The sequence below is a fragment of the Pseudomonadota bacterium genome, from assembly GCA_026388275.1.
Classification (GTDB): Bacteria; Desulfobacterota; Syntrophorhabdia; order Syntrophorhabdales; family Syntrophorhabdaceae; genus JAPLKB01.
In genome coordinates, this window is sequence record JAPLKB010000059.1 from 89,355 (window position 1) to 113,904 (window position 24,550).

The 24,550-nt window shown below is 39.0% G+C and carries 28 protein-coding genes; 27 read left to right on the forward strand and 1 reads right to left on the reverse strand.

Annotated elements, in window-relative coordinates; genetic code table 11:
- Window positions 1-26 precede the first annotated feature (26 nt).
- Window positions 27-1,247, reverse strand: coding sequence for an HDOD domain-containing protein (locus NT010_14535; GenBank protein MCX5807255.1), 1,221 nt, complete (start codon window positions 1,245-1,247; stop codon window positions 27-29).
- Between the two features lie 206 nt (window positions 1,248-1,453).
- Here NT010_14535 and NT010_14540 point away from each other — a divergent pair, with 206 nt between their 5' ends.
- The 27 genes from NT010_14540 to NT010_14670 all read left to right on the forward strand — a co-directional run bounded on the left by NT010_14540 (window position 1,454) and on the right by NT010_14670 (window position 24,541).
- Window positions 1,454-1,921: a chemotaxis protein CheW gene (locus NT010_14540; GenBank protein ID MCX5807256.1), complete on the forward strand. Its 468-nt coding sequence runs from the start codon at window positions 1,454-1,456 to the stop codon at window positions 1,919-1,921.
- A 48-nt stretch (window positions 1,922-1,969) separates the two neighbouring features.
- Window positions 1,970-2,203: a hypothetical protein gene (locus tag NT010_14545; protein ID MCX5807257.1), complete on the forward strand. Its 234-nt coding sequence runs from the start codon at window positions 1,970-1,972 to the stop codon at window positions 2,201-2,203.
- A gap of 353 nt (window positions 2,204-2,556) precedes the next feature.
- Window positions 2,557-3,279, forward strand: coding sequence for a flagellar hook-basal body protein (locus tag NT010_14550; protein MCX5807258.1), 723 nt, complete (start codon window positions 2,557-2,559; stop codon window positions 3,277-3,279).
- A gap of 14 nt (window positions 3,280-3,293) precedes the next feature.
- Entirely contained in the window at window positions 3,294-4,082 is a 789-nt protein-coding gene (gene flgG / locus NT010_14555; GenBank protein MCX5807259.1) for a flagellar basal-body rod protein FlgG, read from the forward strand.
- A 5-nt stretch (window positions 4,083-4,087) separates the two neighbouring features.
- On the forward strand, window positions 4,088-4,822 hold the full coding sequence (flgA, locus tag NT010_14560) for a flagellar basal body P-ring formation chaperone FlgA (protein ID MCX5807260.1): 735 nt from the start codon (window positions 4,088-4,090) through the stop codon (window positions 4,820-4,822).
- A gap of 139 nt (window positions 4,823-4,961) precedes the next feature.
- The gene (locus NT010_14565) at window positions 4,962-5,618 is read left to right on the forward strand and encodes a flagellar basal body L-ring protein FlgH (GenBank protein MCX5807261.1); all 657 of its coding nucleotides are present in this window, start codon (window positions 4,962-4,964) and stop codon (window positions 5,616-5,618) included.
- A 158-nt stretch (window positions 5,619-5,776) separates the two neighbouring features.
- Window positions 5,777-6,838: a flagellar basal body P-ring protein FlgI gene (locus NT010_14570; GenBank protein ID MCX5807262.1), complete on the forward strand. Its 1,062-nt coding sequence runs from the start codon at window positions 5,777-5,779 to the stop codon at window positions 6,836-6,838.
- A 15-nt stretch (window positions 6,839-6,853) separates the two neighbouring features.
- Window positions 6,854-7,204 carry a hypothetical protein gene (locus NT010_14575; GenBank protein MCX5807263.1) on the forward strand — a complete coding sequence of 117 codons (351 nt, stop codon included), beginning with the start codon at window positions 6,854-6,856 and terminating at the stop codon, window positions 7,202-7,204.
- 15 nt (window positions 7,205-7,219) lie between these two features.
- Window positions 7,220-7,525, forward strand: a complete 306-nt coding sequence (gene flgM, locus NT010_14580) for a flagellar biosynthesis anti-sigma factor FlgM (protein MCX5807264.1) — start codon at window positions 7,220-7,222, stop codon at window positions 7,523-7,525.
- A gap of 2 nt (window positions 7,526-7,527) precedes the next feature.
- The gene (gene flgN / locus NT010_14585) at window positions 7,528-7,956 is read left to right on the forward strand and encodes a flagellar export chaperone FlgN (GenBank protein ID MCX5807265.1); all 429 of its coding nucleotides are present in this window, start codon (window positions 7,528-7,530) and stop codon (window positions 7,954-7,956) included.
- Window positions 7,957-9,378, forward strand: a complete 1,422-nt coding sequence (gene flgK, locus NT010_14590) for a flagellar hook-associated protein FlgK (GenBank protein MCX5807266.1) — start codon at window positions 7,957-7,959, stop codon at window positions 9,376-9,378.
- Complete coding sequence (flgL, locus tag NT010_14595; GenBank protein ID MCX5807267.1) at window positions 9,375-10,262, forward strand: flagellar hook-associated protein FlgL; 888 nt, start codon at window positions 9,375-9,377, stop codon at window positions 10,260-10,262. The genes flgK and flgL overlap by 4 nt, the downstream gene beginning before the upstream one ends.
- An 8-nt stretch (window positions 10,263-10,270) precedes the next feature.
- The gene (locus NT010_14600; protein ID MCX5807268.1) at window positions 10,271-10,507 is read left to right on the forward strand and encodes a carbon storage regulator; all 237 of its coding nucleotides are present in this window, start codon (window positions 10,271-10,273) and stop codon (window positions 10,505-10,507) included.
- Entirely contained in the window at window positions 10,500-10,919 is a 420-nt protein-coding gene (locus NT010_14605) for a flagellar assembly protein FliW (protein MCX5807269.1), read from the forward strand. Before NT010_14600 ends, NT010_14605 begins: the two co-directional genes overlap by 8 nt.
- Before the next feature lies 1 nt (window position 10,920).
- Window positions 10,921-12,402 carry a glycosyltransferase gene (locus NT010_14610; protein ID MCX5807270.1) on the forward strand — a complete coding sequence of 494 codons (1,482 nt, stop codon included), beginning with the start codon at window positions 10,921-10,923 and terminating at the stop codon, window positions 12,400-12,402.
- Window positions 12,403-12,535: 133 nt separating this feature from the next.
- Complete coding sequence (locus tag NT010_14615; protein ID MCX5807271.1) at window positions 12,536-13,675, forward strand: flagellin; 1,140 nt, start codon at window positions 12,536-12,538, stop codon at window positions 13,673-13,675.
- 70 nt (window positions 13,676-13,745) lie between these two features.
- A complete protein-coding gene (locus NT010_14620) occupies window positions 13,746-14,090 on the forward strand; it encodes a flagellar protein FlaG (GenBank protein MCX5807272.1) in 345 nt (114 codons plus the stop codon).
- A gap of 2 nt (window positions 14,091-14,092) precedes the next feature.
- Window positions 14,093-15,808 (forward strand): flagellar filament capping protein FliD, encoded by a 1,716-nt coding sequence (fliD, locus tag NT010_14625; GenBank protein MCX5807273.1) that lies wholly within the window; start codon window positions 14,093-14,095, stop codon window positions 15,806-15,808.
- 24 nt (window positions 15,809-15,832) lie between these two features.
- The gene (fliS, locus tag NT010_14630) at window positions 15,833-16,267 is read left to right on the forward strand and encodes a flagellar export chaperone FliS (protein ID MCX5807274.1); all 435 of its coding nucleotides are present in this window, start codon (window positions 15,833-15,835) and stop codon (window positions 16,265-16,267) included.
- A 174-nt stretch (window positions 16,268-16,441) separates the two neighbouring features.
- The gene (locus NT010_14635) at window positions 16,442-16,927 is read left to right on the forward strand and encodes an acyltransferase (protein ID MCX5807275.1); all 486 of its coding nucleotides are present in this window, start codon (window positions 16,442-16,444) and stop codon (window positions 16,925-16,927) included.
- The gene (locus tag NT010_14640; GenBank protein MCX5807276.1) at window positions 16,924-17,952 is read left to right on the forward strand and encodes a Gfo/Idh/MocA family oxidoreductase; all 1,029 of its coding nucleotides are present in this window, start codon (window positions 16,924-16,926) and stop codon (window positions 17,950-17,952) included. The genes NT010_14635 and NT010_14640 overlap by 4 nt, the downstream gene beginning before the upstream one ends.
- Window positions 17,949-19,067, forward strand: coding sequence for a DegT/DnrJ/EryC1/StrS family aminotransferase (locus NT010_14645; GenBank protein ID MCX5807277.1), 1,119 nt, complete (start codon window positions 17,949-17,951; stop codon window positions 19,065-19,067). The genes NT010_14640 and NT010_14645 overlap by 4 nt, the downstream gene beginning before the upstream one ends.
- On the forward strand, window positions 19,051-19,839 hold the full coding sequence (locus NT010_14650) for a class I SAM-dependent methyltransferase (GenBank protein MCX5807278.1): 789 nt from the start codon (window positions 19,051-19,053) through the stop codon (window positions 19,837-19,839). The genes NT010_14645 and NT010_14650 overlap by 17 nt, the downstream gene beginning before the upstream one ends.
- 18 nt (window positions 19,840-19,857) lie before the next feature.
- Window positions 19,858-20,838, forward strand: coding sequence for an NAD-dependent epimerase/dehydratase family protein (locus NT010_14655; protein ID MCX5807279.1), 981 nt, complete (start codon window positions 19,858-19,860; stop codon window positions 20,836-20,838).
- The gene (locus NT010_14660) at window positions 20,835-22,166 is read left to right on the forward strand and encodes a radical SAM protein (GenBank protein ID MCX5807280.1); all 1,332 of its coding nucleotides are present in this window, start codon (window positions 20,835-20,837) and stop codon (window positions 22,164-22,166) included. The genes NT010_14655 and NT010_14660 overlap by 4 nt, the downstream gene beginning before the upstream one ends.
- 9 nt (window positions 22,167-22,175) lie before the next feature.
- On the forward strand, window positions 22,176-23,414 hold the full coding sequence (locus NT010_14665) for a DegT/DnrJ/EryC1/StrS family aminotransferase (protein ID MCX5807281.1): 1,239 nt from the start codon (window positions 22,176-22,178) through the stop codon (window positions 23,412-23,414).
- 2 nt (window positions 23,415-23,416) lie between these two features.
- On the forward strand, window positions 23,417-24,541 hold the full coding sequence (locus NT010_14670) for a glycosyltransferase (GenBank protein MCX5807282.1): 1,125 nt from the start codon (window positions 23,417-23,419) through the stop codon (window positions 24,539-24,541).
- Window positions 24,542-24,550 lie beyond the last annotated feature (9 nt).

Here is a 24,550-nt window from a genome sequence, read left to right on the forward strand (position 1 = left end):
CCCCCGGTTTTGACGGAGGTTATAACTTATTCCTTATTATCTATATGTTCAAATTCCATGATGGCTTTTGTCTCAGCTGCCAGTAAATCTTTGATGTCGATCTTGTGTTGACTGAGGATATCCTGAATTTCGTTTAATTCCTCTTTTTCGAATTTTTCTGTAATGTACAATAATTCTCCCAAAAAACCCTCTCTTGTTACCAGTGCGTTGTAGATTTCTTTCGACAGATTAAGATCAGATATTATATCGTTTAATGGTATTCCCAGCAGGGCATCAGTGAGAGATAGTATACCTGCTATAAAGGCGCTGTCTCCTTTGGTCCTGCTTTTTGTCAGGCTGTTTGCCATAGACTCCATCATAAGCCCGCGTATCGTAGCCCTTTCAAGAAGTGGATTTGATTTTAAATCCTCTGATTCTTTGGCGAACAACATAAGAGCAACCCATTTTTGCAAATTGTGGTACCCGAGCATCATAATTGCCTGCCGAATAGAATCTATTTTTTGTGTGAGGTAAAAACCGGCAGAGTTGATGAACTTTAACAATTTGATATCTAATTGAGGATTCTTCTTAAACTGCCGTTCAATAATATTAATTTCTTCTTCTTTTGATAAACTGTTGAATAATTCAAATAAAACAAGTTGTGAAGAAGATATTGTCTTACCTGTCACGATAGTTGGTTTTGAAAAAAAGTATCCTTGAAAAAATTCAAAACCAAGATCATAACAATACTTGAAGTCTTCTTTCGTCTCTACCTTTTCAGCCAATAGTTTGACAGGATGCTTTTTTAAAAGTTTGACAATATCCTCTAAATCTTTTTTGTTGTACATCAGTATGTCAAGCTTTATATATTGTGCAATATTTAAGAGTGGTAAATAAGAATCATTATAAATAAAATCATCCAGTGCAAAACAGTACCCTATTTCTTTTAAATTACCGCACAGTGCTATTAAATCTGTATTTATATCAACATGTTCTAGAATCTCTAAGACAGTATTATCTTTAGGTAACAATTCGGTAAAACCGCCTGAGAGCATTTCATAATTTACATTTATAAAACCCTTTTTTTCACCCACCAGATTTTTGAACCCGATATTATTCAAGGCGTTCACCATTACCGATGCGGTTGCCATTGAATTATCCGTAACATTTGCAGTCAAGCTTGATGCATTTCTGAAGAGGAGCTCATATCCGAAAGTGGACTCTCTTTTGTTTAATATCGTTTGCCTGCCTATAAAGACCTGTTCCATACTATATTTGAGTTCCTTTTAAAAAAAATATTTTAAATTATAACAGAAATTTTCCATGTTGAATATATTAATAAGCAGATATTGCATACAATTTTTATCGGGAGATTATAGAAGAACTTTAACAGAATATGAATAACAAAATATGGAAAAATTCTTAAGTTTTGAAAGAATACTCCGATTATATTAAGAAAAGGAGGTGGCATCATATGAACGAAGACAGAATATTGCAGCTTGTGACTTTTAAATTGGAAAATGAGGAGTTTGGGGTTGATATTTTAAAAGTGCAGGAAATAAACAAAATGATGAGTATTACCAAAATACCGAATGCACCTTTTTTTATAGAGGGTGTAATTAATCTGCGCGGGAAAATAATTCCTATTGTTGATCTAAGAAAGAAGCTGGGTTTTGAAAGCAAGCCCTACGATAAGGCGACAAGAATTATAGTAGTTGAGTTGGATGGACTTGTGCTCGGGTTTGTTGTAGATTCCGTATCCGAGGTTTTGAGAATTCCAAGTAACACAATAGAGCCGGCACCGTCAATAATCGGAGGTATTGAATCAGACTACATTGAAGGTGTAGGCAAACTTGACGATAGGCTATTAATTCTGCTTGAACTTAAAAAGATTTTTGTAGGTGCTGAGAGAGCGGAGATTGAAATGGCAAGTTTCAATTAAAACAGATAATTGCAAACTTGGCACGATTATTGCTAAAGTTGGTTATTTATGGGCGAGACATTTGATACTAATCTGATTTCCCAGATTCATGGATTGGATAAAAAATTTTCTATTTCCAAAGAACAACCACGCTTAACAAGAAAAATCACCGATGAAGGTAAGCATAGAAGCAGGCATTATAATGAAAAAAAGATTATGAAAAATACAGATAGTTATAATGATAGTGATAACTTCTCAGTAGTAGAAGAAGACAATCGTGCGTGCATAGATATTACTGTATGAAAAATTTGCCTATACAGGGAAAAAATTTCCTATTTAAGATATTTTAATTAGCTGTTGGCCGTCAATTTTTAGGTACGTATGTCATCATAGTATATTACCGGGGCGCCTCGTTGGTACCCGGTAACTCCCTACGCCAGTAAGGCCACAACAAGCAAGCCGGTGCGTAGATCCCTTCTTGTTCTATGTACAAGCTATGAAGATCTCCTGCCAGGACTCAATCTTGCCCTTATACAGCAGTAAAATTGTACTGCACTACTCTCTTACAAACCCTATTTATTGGATATATTGCTGCAAGCTTAACCACAGAATATGCGGTGGCATAGTGTTTGCATTAAAACAATTATGAGGCAATTATGATAAAAGGAATATTCAGTACGCTTTCAGGCAAGTTTTTAACTGAGAGAAGAATGGACATAATTTCAAATAATATCGCCAATGCCTCGACGCCTGGTTATAAAATGATGCGGCCTGTGTTTAATGTTGAAAAAAGTGACAGTAATTCGGTTACAAACAACCAACAACAAGATACATATACTAATTTTGCTGACTCATATATCCATTTTTCAAACGCTCCTCTGGTTGAAAGCGGAAATAAACTCGACATTGGCATTGAGGGAGACGGTTTTTTTGTTATTTCCACAAAAGACGGGCCCATGTATGCAAGAAACGGTCAATTTGCTATCAATAAAGAGAAAAAACTTGTAACACTCGACGGATCGTCGGTTCTCGGGCAGTCGGGAGAGATAAGGGTTGAAGGAGCAGATGTTAGAATAGAAGGCGATGGTTCAATTTTTGTCGACAAGACCTTTGTCGACAAACTGAAAATTGTTGATTTTAAAGATAAGAAAGATTTGCGTAATTACGGGAACAGTATGTTTATAAACATGAATCAGGATAATATCGAGACTACACCTGAAACATATACGATTAAGCAGGGTTTTTATGAGACATCAAATGTTGATGTTATAAAAGAAATGATAGAACTGATGTCTACATTACGTGCGTATGAGTCTTACACTAAAGTGGATCAGTTTTTTAGTGACATGATGAGTAAAATAATAAACGTAGGAAGATAGCAGGAGGCAAAATTATGATAAGAGCACTGTGGACTGCAGGAACGGGCATGAATGTTCAGCAGGTGAACCTCGATGTCATTGCAAACAACATAGCAAATGTTAACACGAATGGATTTAAGAGGAGCAGGGCTGATTTTCAGGATCTTATGTACCAAACGCTAAGGCTGCAGGGTACAAAATCTGAGGGAGGCAACCAGATTCCCACAGGTATCCAGATCGGGCATGGCGCAAAGTTGGCAGCGGTGCAGAAGGTGTTTCTTCAGGGCGATTTTCAGGAGACTCAGAATGAGCTTGATATAGCAATTGAAGGTAGCGGTTTTTTGCAGGTTGTAATGCCCACGGGTGAAAAGGCGTACACAAGGGCAGGATCATTAAAAAGAGACTCTGACGGTAAGGTAGTTACATCTGATGGTTATTCATTGGAGCCGAGTACCACCGTACCGAATAATACCACTACAATATCTGTAAAATCAGATGGAACGGTATTAGCAAAAATATCGAGTCAAACTGATCCCCAGCAGATTGGCAAGATTGAGCTGGCTAACTTCCCCAATCCTACAGGCCTGAAGTCAATGGGAAAGAGCTTATTTATGGAAACAGACGCAAGTGGCGCGCCAACCACATCAAAACCGGGAGAAAACGGACTGGGTACACTATTACAGGGCTATCTTGAGATGTCCAACGTGAATATTATGCAGGAAATGGTAAACCTGATTGTTGGTCAAAGAGCTTATGAAGTAAATTCCAAGGCGATACAAGCTGCCGACGAAATGCTTCAGATGGCAAACAATATAAAGAGATAACATCAATGAAAAGTGAAAGGTTAAAAGTGAAAAGTGGACGACAGAAAGGCATGAGAATTAATACTATCCTATATGTATTGATATATTCACTATTCATTGCTTCTGCAGCTTTTGCAGCAGAAGTGCCGACAGTAGAAGCGAAAATAAAGGATTTTATAAGAAAGTTCTATAACGAAAGGGAGGATGTTTATATAAAGTTAAACCATTTGCCTGATTCGCTTAAGGACAAATCGAGAGTAAAACATATTAATTTTGCAAAAATACCGGATTCGAACGGCGATGGGTTATGTCTTGTAGAGATTGATGAAAAACATGGCAGGACAAAAAATGTGTATGTGTCATTTAGGGTGTCAAACAAAAAGAAAATGTTTGTTTTAAAGCAGGCTGCAAAGAAGGGTGATATTGTACGTTCTGACGATATTTTTGTTAAGGAAGTATATTTGAATGGAAATGGGATGGACTATCCGTTAAAGATCGGTGATGTGATGGGTAAGGCGCTTAAAAGAGATGTGTCTGCAGGTACTGTTATTACAAGTCAGGTTTTAGAGGATTCTTTTGTTATGCAGAGAGGAGATACTGTCAATATTGTGGCGGAGAATAAAAAACTTTTGGTTCAGACAAAAGGAAGAACGCTTGAGAGAGGGAAGATTGGAGATTTTATCAGAGTAAAGAATTTAACTTCCAATAAGGAAATTGTTGGCAGGGTGGTTGGAAGTGGTACTGTAAATGTTGACTTGTAATGGAGGCAATATGAAATTAAGAAATTTCATATTTCAAATTATCCAGACTTTGGCTGGGTTGAACCATACAAATTTCAAATTTATTAATGGAAAAATGTTAGGTATGTGCCTGTCGATGCTTTTGGCTTTGTCCGGCTGCATGAGCACTGAATATACATCTCGTATCAGAAACGAACCTTTTAATATCGAAAATGTATTTAGACAGGCCCCATCAAAGCAGGTTCTGACAGAGAACAAAAGTGGAACTATTTGGCCCGGTGACCGTAGTATGAATTCATTTTTTTCTGATGGAAGAGCGCGCGGGGTAGGCGATATTGTAACGGTGGAAATTATAGAAGTAACTACATCAAAGGAACAAGCTATTACTGATTTAAAGAGAACCGGTGCTGATGTGAGTCTGGGCATACCGAACTTTCTTGGTTTGGAAACAAACAATTTTCCTTCAAGTATTACCCCGTCAAGCATGGTGAAGGCCACGGTTAAAAATGATTTTAAGGGTGATGGCTCAACCAGTCGCGATGGCAGTTTAAAGGCAACGATATCGGCAAAAGTTGTTGAAGTAATGCCTAACGGTAATCTTGCGATTGAAGGGAAAAGAGAGATTTCATTGAATAATGAAAGAAAAGAAATATTGTTTCAGGGAATAGTAAGGCCGAAAGATATATCTGCAAATAATTCGGTCTTATCAACTCAGGTTGCTGATGCCAAAGTTATTTTAACAGGCGTCGGTGTAATTGGAGAGAAGCAGTCTCCTGGATGGCTTGCGAGAATATTTGATATTGTATGGCCATTTTAAGGTATAGAGATAGCGAAGAGCTGAATATGAAAAGAAACGGGCGAAAGAAAATAGAAAACAGGATAAATTTTTCAGTGTTCAGTATCCAGTATTCAACATTGTTTTTAAGGTGTTTGGTGTCCGCTTCTTGCTGTTTAGTACCACTTCTTCTTATTCTTATGTTGACAACGCAGTCGTCTGAGGCTGCCCGCATAAAAGAAATGGGTTATATAAGCGGTGTAAGGGCAAACCAGTTGATAGGCTATGGACTTGTTGTAGGGCTGAATGGTACCGGGGATAAATCGGCCACCATATTTACAAACCAATCACTGGCAAATATGCTTGATAAAATGGGAGTTAAAGTGGACCCAACCGTTGCCAAGGTTAATAACGTTGCTGCGGTAATGGTAACGGCAGATCTGCCACCTTTCAGTAAAATTGGCAACAAAGTGGATGCTACTGTGTCCTCTATAGGAGACTCAAAAAGTTTGGAAGGAGGAGTCCTTCTTATCACACAACTCAAAGGTGCTGATGGTGAGGTCTATGCTGTGGCTCAGGGGGCGATGGTTGTAGGAGGTTTCTCTGCCGCAGGCCAGGGTGCAAGTGTACAAAAAAATCACCCCACAGTTGGAAGGATTGCCAATGGTGTTACAATAGAAAGAGAGATCGGTTATGAATATGTTAAAACAGAGTCAATTATAATTTCACTGAAAATTCCTGATTTTACAAATGCAAGAAGAATTGAGGAGCGAATCAATAGTGTTTTCCGTGATTCTTCATATGCCAAGGACGGCGGTACAGTCAATGTAGCTATTCCCGATACTTTAAAGACAAATCCTGTAAAATTCCTTTCAATTATAGAGAATCTTGAAATAAAGCCTGATGCCCTGGCAAAAATTGTAGTAGATGAAAAAACAGGTACGGTAGTGATCGGTGAAAATGTTAAAATTTCAACTGTGGCAATATCTCAAGGCAGTATAAGCATTCAGATAAAAGAGGATGAAAAAGTAAGTCAGCCTCTACCTTTCGCTCCTGTCGGTGCTCAGACCACTAAAACACCTGACACAAAAATAAGAGTAGAGGAAGACAAAGGACATTTCGTTGTAATGGAGGGGGGCGTTACCATAAAAGAACTAATTAATGCGCTCAATTCTATCGGTGTTTCAACAAGGGACGTGATAGTGATACTTCAAACCATAAAAGCAGCAGGTGCCTTACATGCAGAGCTTGAAATTATTTAATTCAGGGAGAATAAGATGAGTGACGGGATGAAGGTGAATTTCACAACTGCTGTGCAAAGCCCTTCGTTTAATAGTTATGGTTCTCGTACTATAAGCCGTGAATCTCAGAATAAGGAACTAAATATTGAGAAAGTGGCACAGGATTTTGAATCGTTTATGATTTTTACTATGATGAAAGAACTGGAAAAAACAACGCAAAGCTCCAAAAAGAACTATACGGAGCAGACTTTTATGTCAATTATGTATGAAAAAATGGGGGATTATCTATCCAAAAAAGGATTAGGTATTAAGGATATGATTATTAAATGTACAGAAGATAGAAATATTAAAGTTTTAAAGGAAAAGGGCGATAATGTTGTTAAGTAAAGAAGGAGGTATTCTATGAAAGTATTGAACGATAAGAACGTCGGTTTACTTGATAACCTTATCAAAGCTCCTAACAACAAGCCCTTAAAAGAACAGGCAACTGCCGGAAAGGGCAAAAACGATCTGTATGACAAAGTTGAGTTGTCGAGCAGAAAGCAGGAGATTGAGTCGATTAAGGAAAAGGTTATGGCATCGCCTGTTATCATGCAGGAAAAGGTTGATCGGATCAGAGAGGCAATTAAAACGGAAACATATAATATAAAGGGCGAGCTTGTGGCAAAAAGTATGCTGAAAAACAACCTTTTAGATGAGATTTTTTAATTATGGACAGCCTGATAGTATATGAGATAACCCAGAAAGAATTGAACACGCTAAAGGACTTTTTAAAAGTTCTTAAAGGCGAAAGGGATGCAATAATTTCTTTTTCTCTTGAAGGAATTATCAGGGAAAATAATAGAAAAGAGGAACTACTTAAAAAAATTGAATATCTCGAAAATGAAAAAGAAAAAATACTAAAAGAGATTCCCGATCAGGACTCGGTTTTTAAAAATGAAAGATGGGCATCTCTTTCCCGGGACATAAGACATACAATGAAAGAAATAAATGTTGCATTAGGAAAGAATATGAAGTTGCTGTCATTTTCGGTGGATCATGTCAGGTCATCTATCGAAAATGTTGTAGGTTTTATAAATAAAGCCACTTACGGGAGAAAGCAGGAAATATTATCTTTTTTTCCTTCGAGAGAAATATAGATGAGCATATCTTCCATACTTAATATTGCAAAAAATTCTCTTACTGTAAATCAAGTTGCCGTTCAGGTTACATCTCATAATATATCAAATGTAAATACAGAAGGTTATTCCAGACAGGTAGCTATCCTTGAAGAAGAAGCTCCATCGTTAATAGGTAGCTGTCTTCTTGGAAATGGAGTAAAAGCAAGCGGAGTTAAAAGGTATTACGATAAATATCTGGATCAACAGATTTCTAAAAAGAATATGGAATTAGGAGAACAGCAGGTTTATCAGAAATATTTCGAAAGAATTGAAAGTGTATTAAACGAAGACAGTACCAAGCTCACAAATAACATTACCGAGTTTTTTAATGCATGGCAGGAGCTTTCAACGGATCCGCAGAACGTTGCTGTAAGAGAAGGCATAGTGTCAAGCGGTCGAAACATGAATCGCTCGATAAAAAATATATATAATGAATTGAAAAGTATTCAGATAGAACAAAACGACAATATAAGAATGGAAGTAACCGAAATAAACAGGATTGTTGCTTCAATTGCTGATTTAAATGACAAAATATTTGAAGGGAGCGCAGGTTCGAGTGAAGCAAACGATTATTTGGACAAAAGAAACCAGTATGTAAAGGAACTTTCAAGTAAAATTGACATCACATCTTTTGAAGACCAGTATGGACGTATGACTGTTCTGACATCAGCAGGCAAAACCCTTGTAGATGGAGGGATGTCATGGGAACTTGATACAACGAACGATGGAGCAACAGGGTTTTATAAAATAGCATGGAAAGACTCTTCAGGAAATCTGGCTGATATAACTGATTATATTAGCGGCGGTAGTCTTCGTGGATTAATAGAGATGCGTGATGGACAATTGAATGATTTTATAGCGGATATTGATGAACTTGCAAGGGTAATCATTACAGAAGTAAACAGTATTCATGAAAACGGGTACACTTTGAACCATACCGCAACCGTGCCTGATGCACCTGATGGAATTTCATTTTTCAAAGAAATTACAGAAAACTATGCAAAAAATATTGATTTCTCTGACGAGGTCAAAGCGGATTTGAAAAACATTGCGGCCTCTTCTGAGACAGACAGTGGTGCACCGATCGGGAACAATATTGCCCTTGATATTGCGGCATTAATGGATGAAAACCTCTTTAATGCTGGTACAGAGACTATTGTGAATTACACCTCATCCATTACAAATGATATTGGTCAGCTTACGAAAGGAGCAAAAGATTTTGCTCAATACAGCGAAGATACAATGCAGGCTATGGAAAAACAGAGAGAAAGTGTCGCCGGTGTTTCCCTTGACGAGGAGATGGCAAATCTTATGAAATATCAGTACGCTTTTCAAGCGTCTTCAAGGTTATTTTCCGTTGCCGATGAGCTTTTCCAAAGCATATTAGAGGCGGTTAAATGAGAGTTACCGATAAACTAAGATTTGATGTTTTCAAGAATAATCTTTCGTCATTAAAGGAAACTCTTGACAAAACACAGACCAGGATAGCATCCGGTAAAAAGATTTTAGCTCCTTCTGATGATCCGATTGCAGCTTCCGCCGGGGTTGCATTAGAAGCTGAGAAGAATCTGAATGACCGATACAAAAAAAACCTCGAAAAGCTTAAAACTGTTGGAGGTTTTTATGATACATCCATTAACAGTATAAACGATCTTCTTACCAGGGCAAAAGAAATATCGATTACACAGGCTTCAGATACAATGGATGCTTCAACAAGAATATCCGCCAATGAAGAGATAAAGGGGATTATTGAACAACTTGTTACTATCGGAAACACAAAGGTCGGCAACAATTACATCTTTGGAGGAAAAAAATCAAATATGAAACCTTTCACAATTGACGCCGATTACAATGTTACCTTTAACGGCTCAAGTGATGTTGATTCCATATATGTGGACAAAGGTACAAAAGAAGATGCCGGGATTTCAGGCCAGAGTGTGTTTATTTCTGATACCAACGTGTTTACAGTATTAAAAAACTTTAGCGATGCACTTGATGGAAACGATTTAACAGGTATCGGAGAAGCTATTGATAATATTGATAATTCTTTGGAAAAGACTCAGACAAATCTTGCCCATGCAGGAACATATATGGCAAGGGTTGAAAATTATATAGGATATAAAGAAACAAGGGATGTTGATATAACAGAATCTTTGTCTCAGATGACTGATATCGATATGACTCAGGCGGTGACGGATTTTAACACTTTATCAACTGCCTATGAAGCGATGCTTTACAGCATGGCTAAGGTCCAAAGCCTGACAATATTGAATTACCTGAATTAAGGGGACAAATGCTCGTTCTTTCGCGGAAAAAAAATCAAGGGGTACTAATCAAGGGAAAAGATGGTGATATCAGAATCGTTCTTATTGAGATCGATAAAGGGAAGGTGCGGCTGGGAATTGAGGCGTCCAAAGGGTATTCGATTATCCGGGAAGAGCTTGTTTCCGAGATTGAGGGAGCAAACAAGATGTCGGCATTAAGTGATCTTGAAAATATAAAAAGATTTATAGGTGAAAGCAGTGAGTGAATTATATCTTAAAGGTAAAATATTAGGTTTTGAGGATTATAATAATTATGTGCTGGAAGATTCTTTTGGAGAAAATTCTCCATTCCGGCTCCTCTCGTGCCCTGAAAAAGCTGTTACTTTTGTAGCGGTAAATCCATACTATATTGTGGATGATTACTCATTTGAGATTGAGGATAGTATTGTCAGGGAACTTATGCTTGAAGGAAACTATATAGACGATATTGCCATTCTATGTATTGTGAGGCCAAATGAAAATGCTTGTATTGTGAGGCCAAATGAAAATACTTTATATGTCAATCTCAGGTCTCCACTTATCATAAACATAAAAAACGGTTATTTTGTACAGACCATACTACAAAATGAAATGTATGGTGTTTCCGTGCCTTTCTATGCAAAAAAGGCGAATAACTAATATGCAAAACAACCCCACACTTTCTGTCTGCATGATTGTAAAAAATGAAGCAAAAAACCTCCCAAGACTCCTTGATTCAATTAAGGGGCTTGCCGATGAAGTTATAATTGTCGATACCGGTTCCACGGATAATACAGTAGAAATAGCGCAAAGATATGATGCAAAAACATATTGTTTTGAATGGTGTGATGATTTTTCTGCTGCCAGGAATGAATCGCTAAAATATGCCACGAAAGATTGTATTCTCTGGCTTGATGCTGATGATGAGATAAGCAATGAAGAGCATATAAAGATAATGAATGATCTAAGACGTTATAAAAACGCCGGTTTCTTTCTAAGATTAAAAAATATTCAGGAAGACAACATAAATGAATCACTTCAACTTAGAATTTTTCCAAATCGTAGAGGCATAATCTTTGAAGGCAGGGTTCACGAGCAGGCATTACGCTCCGTCCAGAGAAATGGAATACCTACTTATTCAAGCGATGCTGCGATTCTTCATTATGGATATAAGGATGCCGAATGTGTTGTTGAAAAATTTAAACGTAACCGGGAAATACTTGAAAAAGAATTGAAAGAGACGCCTGATAATATGAATGCCATATTTTTTCTTTCAAGGACCTTAAGGGGACTTGGAGAGAACGAATTGGTTTTGACTTATATTAATAGGACCATAGAGTTATATAAAAAGAAACCTAATCCATATAACTATGACATTGTTAAAATTGCTTTTACCGACAAAGCTATCCTTCTCTATGCCATGGGGCAAGAGGAAGAGGCTCGAAAAGTCCTGGAAGAAGGGGAAAAGCTATTCCCTGAATATGCTTCTCTAATTTTTACTCTCGGAGAACTGTATTACAGACGTAAAGATTATGGTTCTGCTTTCAATGAACTGTTACCTCTAAAAGATGAAACATTCGAGAATGAGATCGTGCCGCTTAATATTCAGGAAACGAGAAAATGCCTTCGCAGCTATCTAGGTATTTCTGCTTTGTTTGCAGGCAGGTATGATATTGCTGAAGAATGTTTCAGAACATCTATTGATTATGATCCCCAGGATGTTTCCAATTACCATTACTGTTCTTTAGCCAGAGAAAAATCGGGCGATTTGGGAAAGGCAATAGAAGCTTGCAACGAAGGGCTTCAAATGGTTTCTAATGATGGTTGTCTAATAAAGAGGCGTTTTCTTCTTTATGCGAAACAAGGTAAGGACAAAAAAGCTTTTTCAGAGTTTGAAAGACTTAACGGAAACGGCGCCGATATTGACGTTCTGAGCGCAATGTTTTTATTGCAATGCAGGGCGCTTAATATTGCCGGAATAAACCATTATTACAATCTCATACAAGGATCTCTTTCAGTTCCTGCTCAATCTTTTCCTGAAGGTATTGATAAAACAAAGGAAACTCTAATTGTAACCGGCGAGTCCCAGGCATTAGAATTGTTTGAATCGGCAATTGCACATCTTTTGAAAATAAATGCTTAAGTATGTCAAAAAATTGACGATAATATATTTAGAATGGGATGGAAAAGAAAGGAGGTGTCGAGGTTGATTCTTCCGAATCCCAAACGAAAAAAGGGCATGATGCCCAATAAAAAAATAAACATGGAGGTTTACAATGGCTTTTAGAATCGCAACAAACACTGCATCAATCAATACACAGAGATATTTAGGAATTTCAAACGCAGGTCAATCAAAAGCACTGGAAAGGCTCTCATCAGGCTACAAAATCAACAAAGCGTCAGATGACGCTGCTGGTATTGCTACAGCGACAAAATTGTATGTAAAATCACAGTCAATGTCAAAAGCAATCGATAACGGCAACCAGGCTTTGGCCATGCTGCAGACTGCAGAAGGTGGTATTGACCAGATTTCAAACATTCTTACAAGGTTAAAAGAACTGGCGACCCAGGCGGCATCTTCCAATACTACAGACATCGCTGCTCTGGACAGTGAGAGGACTAAGCTCGAGGCGGAAATTGACAATATTGCTAATAATACAAAATACGGCTCGACTGCGCTTCTTAATGCAACCGGCGGGGCAACCCATGCTGTTGCAAACTCAGGGACTGCCATAGATGGTCCTAGCGACGGTATTTCGTCAATTGATGTATCAGGCTCGACTAATGCGGCAAGTGCACATGCAACGTTTACCATCGACGTTACTAACAACATTGCTACCTTGACGGTTGGCGGTACATCCCAGAGTGTGAGCTATGGTGCCGAACCTACGGGACTTAACACAACAACTTTGGATTTCACCAGTCTTGGCGTTAAGGTGAATATTAACTCCGCAATGGCAACTTCTATCTCGGCAAACAACGCTTTCTCTATTACTGTCGGTGCTGGCGGCAGCTTTACATTCCAGGTCGGTGATTCAAACGTGGGAGAAAACAAGATAACAGCAGCTATAGCAGACTTCCGGACAACGGCTCTTGGCTTCGATGGTGGTGTTACGAAAAAAATAGACACACAGGCGAATGCCCAGGCATATCTTGGATATGTTGATACGGCAGTAGGTACCTTGACCACTGAGAGAGGCAAACTGGGTTCCACTATGAACCAGGTTGGTTACCATGTGGCTAACCTTGAGACCATGAACGAAAACACAAAGTCGGCGGTGTCCACCATCAAGGATGCTGATTTTGCTGCAGAGATGGCTGACTTTACCAAGTTCCAAATTTTGAGTCAGTCCGGCATAGCCATGTTGGCACAGGCAAATCAACTTCCACAATTGGTACTATCGTTGTTGAAGTAGCAGAAATCGGAATAACAAGCCCCCTTCCGCAAGGAAGGGGGCAATTTTTTCAGGAAAGTAGGAGCAGGTAATGCAAGTTGATGCAAAAAATATCATTTCCGACTTTGAATCTGCTGTAGTTGTAAGCGTGCCTCAAAAAAGGGAACACAAGAAAACGCCACAACTCTGGAGTGTACAGAGCGAACCTGTAAAGGTTAATGAAGAGACCAAGCGGAAAATAGAGGGTATGATAAAGGAATTAACCGCATCAAAGCAGCTTAATATGTATTATGACAATGACCTTGACAGAGTAGTCGTAACGATCATAAACGGCGAAAGCCAGGAAGTGGTACGGCAGGTCCCTTCTTCGGAATTTATTTCATTTATGAAAAAATTCAATCAGTTTGTGGGATTGATGATCAATAGGAGGGTGTAAAAATGGCCGGAACAACATCAATTTCCGGATTATCGAGCGGTACAGACTGGACAAGCATTATCGATTCGACGATTGACGCCCAGAAGTCGGCATCTGTAACTCCTTTACAGAACAGTAAAACAAAATACCAGTCAAAACTTTCAGCATGGCAAGCTTTAAATACTAAAATTTCCACATTTACTGACTATATAAATAATAATAAACTTAATTTAAATGAGGGGTACGGTCTATATTCAACAACTTTATATTCAACTGATTCATCTATTACTCCAACAGATGTGCTTAGCGTTTCTCTTGGGACTGTAAGCGGTCCGGGTAAATATTCAATAGAGATCTCAACTCTTGCGCAGGCGGAAAAGATATCAAGCGATATTTTTGCATCAAGCTCAACTGCACTTGGTTTTTCCGGTGACTTGCTTATTAACAACAAAGTGGTAACTCTATCAGCTACTGATACTTTATCTGGTGTGGCAAGTCGGATAAATAATGCAAATGCAGGATTAACCGCTACGGTACTTGCTATTTCCGATACTCAATACCGGCTTCTTCTGGAGTCAAATTCAACAGGGGCGGCAGGGATGTCCCTTAAAAATGGTTCTTCTGCAAATCTACTCGAGTCTCTTAATCTCCATACTGCCACTCAACAACTTGCTCATGCATCAGGAGCCGATTCATTAAGCGATACATTTACAAGCAAGACAACGGCCTTAAAAAGCCTTTTAAGTCTGACAGCAGAAGAGACAGGAACTATAGGCATAAGAGGCACTGATGATGTGATTAAAAATGTTAATGTAAATTTCACAACAGATTCTCTCGAGACAATCGTTAGCAACATAAATTTGCAGACTCCTACAGGTGTTACTGCCTCCATTGAAGAAGTAACGGAGAATGGAGCTACAATGTACCGTATAAAGCTTACCAACACAGATATAAACGATTTTACGGATGACAAGAACATATTTGAAACATTGGGCATTGTAAAGGCCACAAATAAAAACAGTATCGAGTCCGGCCAGGATGCCTCTTTAAAAATAGATGGCTATTCAATAACATCTTCTTCGAATACTATTACAACCACAATAAGTGGTGTGACCCTTAACCTTACCGGTACTAATGATACAAAGCCTATTGAAATGAGAATAAATCAGGATAGCACACAGATTGGCCAGAAGGTTAATACTTTTGCCAGTAGTTTAAATGCTATCTTGTCGTATATCAAGGACCAGAATACATACAGCAGCTCATCGACAAAACCTCTCATGGGCGATGTCAATCTTTCGCTTGTAAAGAGCACAATTACCTCCGCTATCTATGCTTCCGTTAGCGGGAACATTACATACAAAACAGCGTCATCTATCGGGATTAATTTTAAGCCGGATGGCACAATTTCTTTTAACAGTTCTACTTTTACTAATGCCTTGGCGGCAAACAAGGGTGAAACAATTAAAGTTTTAACTGAGTTGAATGATAGTTTATATGATAATCTTAAGATATATGTTGATCCTGTTGTAGGAACCTTTACATATACAGTAACTTCAATACAGAACAAAATAAGCAGCATAGATAAGCATATAGAGGATATGAATGCGAGATACGAGAGACAGAGAGCAACTTTAGAAAAAAAATATAATGCTCTGGAATTGCTCATATCCCAATCAAACACGACTAAAAATTGGCTTACGCAACAAGTCAACTATATGTCAAAAAATAATGCCTAATTAAAGAAAGAGAGAAAAACCAATATGAACTCTTACACGACATACTCTATGGTCAATAATAGCGTAGATGAGGACAATAAGCCTAAGATGCTATTAGTTGTATTGCAGGGTGTTCTTGATAAGATAAGTATAGTAAAAGCGGCATTAGAAAAAAGGGACTATGAAAAAAAATATATCGAATTATCGAAAATACAATCAATTATTGAGATTTTAAATTCCTCATTAGATATGTCTAAAGGAGAAATATCTAATAATCTTGCAAGTATATATGATTATTTGGGCAGGCAGTTAAAACAGGCGCATTTAATATTGGATGATGATATTCTAAATGAATGCAAAGCTATCGTAAAAACGATATATGATGGTTTTTCAGAGGCTTACGCCAAGGAGATGAAGACTGCTTCTGTTAAGTCTGGCAACCACCAATCCATTGGAATAAAAGAAAGTAAAATGGTATAATATTTGCATTATTATATTGCATGTATAAACATGCAATGTTATTTTTCAGCAAAATAACGTTCCAACCTTTTTTATCTGAAAGTCAATTAAAACAACATAGTTTTCATCATTTATTACAACTTGTTATTGGATTGTGGTCCTATTTCTTGTTTATCATAGGGAGGAAACGTTCAAATGCCTGTAGCTCAAAATGTAAAACTGGGAGAAGGCGTAGCGATCTATCAGTCGAGCCTGGTTAATCTGTATGGATGTCAAATTGGTGACTATACAAAAATTGGTGCCTTTGTTGAGGTCCAGAAAAATGCCGTCATCGGGAATGCGTGCAAGATATCTTCGCACACATTTATTTGTGAGGGTGTCATTATTGAAGATGAAGTTTTTGTAGGTCATGGAGTGATGTTTATTAATGATCGTTACCCCAGAGCCACTTCAAATGGAAAGTTGCAAACGGAAGAAGATTGGAAAGTGATCGAGACGCGCATAAAGAAAGGCGCGTCAATAGGAAGCGGTGCCATTGTCATGTGTGGAGTTACTGTTGGAGAACGAGCTTTAATAGGTGCCGGGGCTGTAGTTACTGAAGATATACCTGACTTTGCTATTGCTGTTGGAGTCCCAGCAAGGGTTACAGGAGACATAAGACAAAAGGAGGACTATACATGATTGGAATAGGTGTAATTGGGTTTGGCTATTGGGGCCCAAATCTTGTTAGGAATTTTTCTGAACTGCAAAAGACGAAAGTATTGACCATTTGTGATGCTAAACCTGCCAGACTTAAAAATGCACAGACACGTTATGTCGGTATTGAAACTACCGGTGATTATAATGATCTTATAAACCATCCTGGCATAGACGCTATTGCAATAGCTACCCCTGTTTCGACACACTATGAACTGGCGCTTAAGGCCCTTCAAAACGGCAAACATGTACTTGTAGAGAAGCCATTAACCATGACTTCCGAACAGGGACTCCGTCTTATTGATGAGGCAATAAGACGAAAACTTGTTTTGATGGTCGATCACACATTTATTTACACAGGAGCTGTCCGGAAAATAAAAGAACTTATGTCGAATGATGGAATAGGTCAGATATTATATTACGATTCAGTAAGGGTAAACCTCGGGTTATTCCAATCAGATATCAATGTGGTGTGGGACCTCGCAGTCCACGATCTTTCAATTATGGATTATGTGCTTGAAACCGAACCTGTTGCAGTATCGGCCACAGGCATGAGTCATGTTAACGGGAAACCTGAGGATGTGGCATATTTGACGCTCTTTTTTAATAGCAACCTCATTGCCCATATTCATATCAACTGGCTTGCGCCGGTTAAAGTGCGGTGTACCCTTATCGGCGGTGATAAGAAGATGATTGTCTATGATGATATTGAACCAAGCGAAAAAATAAAGGTATATGATAAAGGTATTGTCCTTCAGAATAATGGTGAAGGGGTCTACAAGGAAATTGCAGGATACCGTACAGGTGATATGTGGGCACCAAAACTTGATGGGGCAGAAGCGTTAAAAACAGAGGCACTTCATTTTATCGAATGTATTGAAGAAGGCAAGGATCCTATAACCGATGGTGCTGCAGGACTTAAGATTGTCAGGATACTTGAAGCTGCAACTCAGTCGATGATGAAAAAGGGTCAACCTGTGGAGCTTAATAAAAACGAGGTGACCGTATGATACCTTTTATGGATCTTAAAAAACAGTACGATGGAATCAAAGATGAAATAGACCAGGCAATTAAGAAAGTATTGGATAGCAGCCAGTTTGTCTTGGGGGATGAGGTCGGAGCATTTGAAAAAGAATTTTCTGCCTATTGCACCGCAAGTTATGGTATTGCAGTTAATTCTGGCACAAGCGCACTACATCTCGCGCTTCTTGCCGCAGGTGTAGGACCGGGAGACGAAGTAGTGACAGTTTCATTTACTTTTGTTGCTACGACAGCGGCAATTATCTATTCGGGTGCAAAACCGGTGTTTGTCGACATAGATCCAATCTCTTGCACTATGGATATTAATGCGATTGAACAAGCTATCACCAACAAAACGAAAGCAATTCTGCCAGTTCATATTCATGGCCAGCCAGCGAATATGGACGAAATTATGCGTATTGCTAAAAAGTATAATCTTGTTGTTATTGAGGATGCTGCACAGGCGCATGGTGCTGAGTATAAGAGCAGAAGGGTGGGAAGTATTGGAGATCTGGGTTGTTTCAGCTTTTATCCTGGTAAAAATCTTGGTGCATATGGTGAAGGTGGTATGGTTGTTACCAACAACGCTGAATATGCTCATAAAATCCGTATGTTAAGAGATTGGGGGCAAGAGAAAAAATATTATCATAAATTAAAAGGATATAACTACCGCATGGAGGGTTTTCAAGGAGCGGTTTTACGTGTAAAGCTACGTTATTTGGAGGAATGGACTGAAGATAGAAGAAAACGTGCTTCTCTCTACGATAAAATTCTGTCTGATCCTGGTATTCAAATGCCTGCAAACGTCCCGCATACAAGACATGTGTACCATGTTTATGCGGTGCGTACACCATTTAGGGACAATCTCCAAGATTTTCTCCAAAAGAATGATATCCAGACAAATATACATTATCCAATACCAGTGCACATGCAGGCTGCCTATGCTGATCTGGGAAACAAAGAGGGAAATTTTCCTGTGACCGAAAAAGTTGCACGAGAAACACTTTCGCTGCCTATATATCCGGAATTACCAGTTGAATACCAGTATTCGATAGCCGAAAAGGTTCTTCTTTTTATGGAGGGCACGCGTGAGAAATGCATCTAAGGATGATGTAAAATCTTTCTGGCAGGGTCGTGCACACGATGAAGGATTGAGTAACCAAGTAACGCACAGAGACAAATGGCAGCGATGGCTGGAAATAGAGCGGATTAAACAGTTATTAAAAAGTAATGACCGCGTAATAGATGTAGGTTGTGGAAATGGCTATACAACAAGAAAGATTTCTAACTTTGTAGGAGAAATTATTGGTATAGATTATAGCGAAGAAATGATCTCCCGTGCAATTTCAGAAGTCGCTGAAGATAAGAAAAATAAAAAGAATATGATTTCATTTGCTGTTTGCGATATTACAAAACTTAAGCCTTCTCATTTCGGTTTTTTTGATATGGCAATTTCAGAGCGGTGTCTTATAAATTTGGAAGATTGGGATGAACAAAAAAAAGCAATAAGCAATATCGCAGGAGTTTTAAAACCCGGTGGATATTTTTTATTTATTGAAGGATCAAGTTTGGGGAGAAGTGAATTAAACAATTTCAGAAAGTCTGTAGGATTAGAGTCCATGCCCCCGGTCTGGCACAATCTGGATTTTGATGAGCATAAACTCATGAAATATTTGGACCGTTTTTTCGCGTTGGAGGAGAGGTTTCACTTTGGCATGTATGATTTTATCGCAAGGGTTATACATCCTTTGCTTGTCTCACCAAAAGAACCCAAATACAATGCAAGGATTAACAAAATTGCTGCAACCTTGGCGCTTTTTCATCAGGAATTTAGTGAGATCAGCAGAACAATATTTCTTGTACTAAAAAAATTGTAAAATGAAGGACGAAGATATATGAAGAATAACTTACGTGTTCTGGTTACAGGAGGTGCAGGACTTATAGGCTCACATATTGTTGATCAACTCACGGAGGAGAGTGTTTCCGAAGTTATTGTCATTGATAACTTCGTACGAGGTCGACGGGAAAACCTTGCATGGGCTGTTAATAACGGCAAAGTAACAATAGTCGAAGGAGATATACGGAATATTGATTTTATGATAAAGATCATGAAAGGCGTCGACATTGTTTTCCATCAGGCAGCAATTCGTATTACCCAGTGCGCTGAAGAACCCCGCCTTGCGAAGGAAGTTCTTGGAGATGGAACCTTTAATGTTCTTGAGGCTGCGGTAAAGAATGGAGTGAAAAAGGTTGTAGCCGCATCTTCGGCTTCTGCGTATGGAATGGCCGATCTATTTCCCACTAGGGAAAGCCATCATCCATACAACAACAAAACCATTTATGGCGCTCTAAAGGTTTTCAATGAAGGGTTGCTTAGAAGTTTTAACGAAATGTACGGTTTGCCTTATGTAGCCCTCCGATATTTTAATGTATACGGGCCGCGCATGGATGCCTACGGGGCATATACAGAAGTTATGATCCGATGGATGGAGAGGATTAACGCTGGATTACCACCCATCATATTGGGAACCGGTGATCAGACTATGGATTTTGTGTATGTGGAAGATGTTGCACGCTCAAATATTCTGGCTGCCAAGGCAGATGTGAATGATGAAGTCTTTAATGTCGCAAGCGGTATCGAAACGAGCTTAAATGAATTGGCAGAAACTCTCCTTAAAGTCATGGGCTCGGATTTAAAGCCTGAACACGGGCCTGAGAGAAATGTGAATGCCGTTTCGAGAAGACTTGCCGACACGAAAAAGGCAAAGGAGATGCTTGGTTTCGAGGTTAGGGTTTCGATTGAGAAAGGCCTTGAGGATCTTGTAGCGTGGTGGAAGAATGAAGTGAAGAATCTTCCGAAGGGGCCGCAAATTTGAAAATTACCCTGGTTAATCCCATAAGCGGGAGCGTTTATTCTCAGTTCAGAAGGGCATTGATAAAAAGGCTTCCCATTGGACTTGCCTATGTTGCTTCCTATCTTGAGACTAATGGCCATGAAGTTTCTGTAATTGATGCCGATACTCTTGATCTTGAAATTGACGATACGGTTGATAAAATTATGAGAACAGCCCCGGATGCGGTCGGAGTTACTGCAACCACTCCTATAATCAATAATGCCTTCAATATAATTCAAAGAATAAAAGAAAGAGATAAAAGAATTTATACATTTGTCGGCGGTCCCCATGTGAGCGCCATGCCGGCAGAAACCCTTCAGTCAGGGAGAGGTTTCCTCGATTATGTTGTTTTTGGTGAGGGCGAAGATAGTTGTCTGGAACTCGTAAGGTGTATTGAGCAGAATGGCCCGTTATCGATGCCTATGGAGGGTGTTGGTTACATAAATGACGATGGAAAAATTATAATAGGCACTCAAAGGCCATTTAAAAATAGTCTTGACCTATTTCCCTTTCCGGCCCGTCACTTGTTCCCCATGAACAAGTATGTTGACCATACAAAATTCGGCGACGCACTATACACCCTTATAACCACAAGCAGGGGATGTCCTTATGAATGCACTTTCTGTGGTTCTCAAATTACCTGGCATAAAAAGACACGCCTTAGGTCCCCCCAGAATGTTGTTCAGGAGTTGAAGGAGTGTATTGAGAATTACGACATAACAAATTTTACTTTTTGTGATGATACTTTTACCTTGAATAAACGCCATGCCATTGAAATATGCCGACTTATAACGGAATTGCCATACAAAATTAGGTTGTTTTGCTCGTCCAGGGTTAATACGGTATCCGAAGACAGACTTGATTGGCTGAAAAAGGCAGGGTGTTACTGTATTACTTTCGGCCTTGAATCGGGCAATGACGTCATTCTGAATAAGATGAAAAAAGGCATCAACATTGAGATGATAAAGCGGGCAGTAGCAATGACAAAAGAGGCCGGTATAGAAGTCCATGGGAGTTTTATCTTGGGTTTTGAGGATGAAGATGAGCAGACAATAGAAGATACTATCAGCTTTGCCTTAAGCCTGAACCTTGATCAAATTCAGTTCTCTATCCTTGTCCCTTTGCCGGGGACAGAATGTTATACCCATGCCCATGAAAGAAATGCCTTTCGTTGCCGACCTGATGATTTTACGTCCTTCTATTGGTATTATTCAGTGCCTGCAAATATGACAAAGATTGCTGATGAAAGGCTCATCGAGCTTCAAAAGAGTGCTTACGAACGTTACAATGCCTCAAAACAAAGGAATTGAAGGAGCTTTATGATACCGATTACAAGACCCTTCCTTGACGAAAAAGAAGCAAAAGCAGCCCATGATGCCGTACTTTCAGGGTGGGTTACCCAGGGACCAAAGACGATGGAATTCGAGCAGGCCTTCTCAAAATACACGGGTGCGAAATTTTCCTGCGCTGTTTCCAATTGTACCGTCGCACTCCATGTAGCATTGCTTGCCGTTGGGGTGATGCCCGGCGATGTTGTTATTACTGTAAGCCATTCTTTTATTGCTACAGCGAATGCAATACGTTACTGTGGAGCGGAGCCGGTTTTTGTCGATATTGAATTGAAAACATACAATATGGATGTTGATAAACTCGAAGAATGCCTCCGTGAAGATTGCGAGATGCATGAGGGCATCCTTTTCTATAAACATATTGATTCGCTTGCAATTGGTGTTTCGCCGCTAAGTTTCATAAAATCCTTTCCTTCATCAGAAAGGGCAGGAAGGGTTGCCGCAATACTTGCGGTGCATCAGATGGGCACGCCTTGCGATATTTTAGAAATAACAAAAATAGCAAAGAAATTTGGCATAGCAGTTGTAGAAGATGCTGCCTGTGCCATTGGGAGTGAGATTGAAAATGGCGACTGGGAAAAAATCGGAAAACCACACGGGGATATTGCCTGTTTCAGTTTTCATCCAAGGAAGATTATTACATCAGGTGAGGGTGGGATGCTTACGACCAATAGTTCGGAATATGACAATAAGTTTAGATTATTGCGTCAGCACGGCATGAGCATTCCGGATACAGCAAGACACAGTTCAAAGAATGTTGTTTTTGAAGATTATGTATTGACAGGGTTTAATTATCGTATGACTGATATACAGGCAGCTATAGGCATAGAACAGGTTAAGAAATTAAATGGCATCGTTGAAGAAAGACGCAACCTTGCTAAGGTATATGCCGAATTACTCTCCGATGTACCTTTTTTGTGTATACCGAAATCTTTATCCGGCATAAAATCAAATTGGCAGAGTTATCCGGTAAGAATAACGGCGAATTCTCCTTTTGATCAGGTACCATTCATGCAAAAGCTTCTTGATAATGGAATATCGAGTCGGCGCGGTATTATGAATGCGCACCAGGAGATTCCTTATAAAGAGCAAAAATGGAGTCTTCCTAAAAGTGAAGAAGCTCGGAACAGCGTGGTGTTGCTTCCTTTCTACAATGGAATGACCCATGAAGAACTTGATCGTGTTGTTCGAACCATTAAGGAGTTGTAAAAATGAGCAACAAGAAACTGCTTGAATTAGCGCAAAAACGGTATATTTTAGGAAATGTGGCTGAATTACCTGCGTGCCTTGAAGCTGAATCTTCTTTCAGAAAGTGGAAAGACGAACCATGTGCAATATGCTTCTACGGTACGAATCAATATGCGAGGAATGTACAGGTTAGAGGGTTGGCTGACGCAAGCCAATATTTTGGTATACCTTTTTATGCTGTTTACAGAGATCAAGAATACGAATTTTCCAATATAACCAAGCAGTTTAAAAACCTGTTGATTATTACTAATCTTGCCTTGGTGACTGCTCTTGCATCTTACATGAAAGATGTGAATTACCGTATTGTACTGATTGGACAATATTATGATGAAACACCAGATGAAAGACTTGCCCCAAAGGTGAGTGTACAGGAGAAATCAATACTGCAGCTTTTCCGGAAAGATATTGCCTTGGTGATTTCTGAATTTTCCGGCGAAGGAAGTATGAGATATATGTATGGGTATGTTAAAAAATTCGGAATACCAGTTATGAGTTTTCCTTGGGCAGTGAACCTTAATTATCATTTTCCTTATGAATGCGGAATCAAAAAGGACGTTATTTTTATAGGCACTTACTCTGAGAAAGCACAAAGAATTGACAGCTATTTCTCTTCTATTCTTAGAAAATATCCTCATACCGTTATTGGTCCCGATTGGTCTAAGTCACCCTTCAGATGGATAAGCAATAGCATTATTGATATAAAAGATTTCAATGTGAATGCTCCTTTATTGTACTCTTCCCACACTGTAAGCCTCAATATACACCTTCCTTTTGAGGAGAGCGGTTATAGTTGTAATGAGAGGGTATTCAATTCTGTGGCATGCGGAGGATTTCAGATTTGTGACAATCCTCGGAGGTTAAAAGATTATTTTACCGATGAAGAGCTTGTAACGGCTGATTCACCAAAAGAGTATTTTGATAAAGCGGCATATTTTGTCCAAAACCCTGACGAACGTTACCCGTTTATGGAGCGGAGCTTGGAAAAAATGTATTCCTTTCACACATATCACCATAGATTGTCCGATCTGCTTAATGCTGTATTTGCCCGGAGAAGCCTTTCCAATATTTGCTATATGATAAGCTCATGAGGAGATATA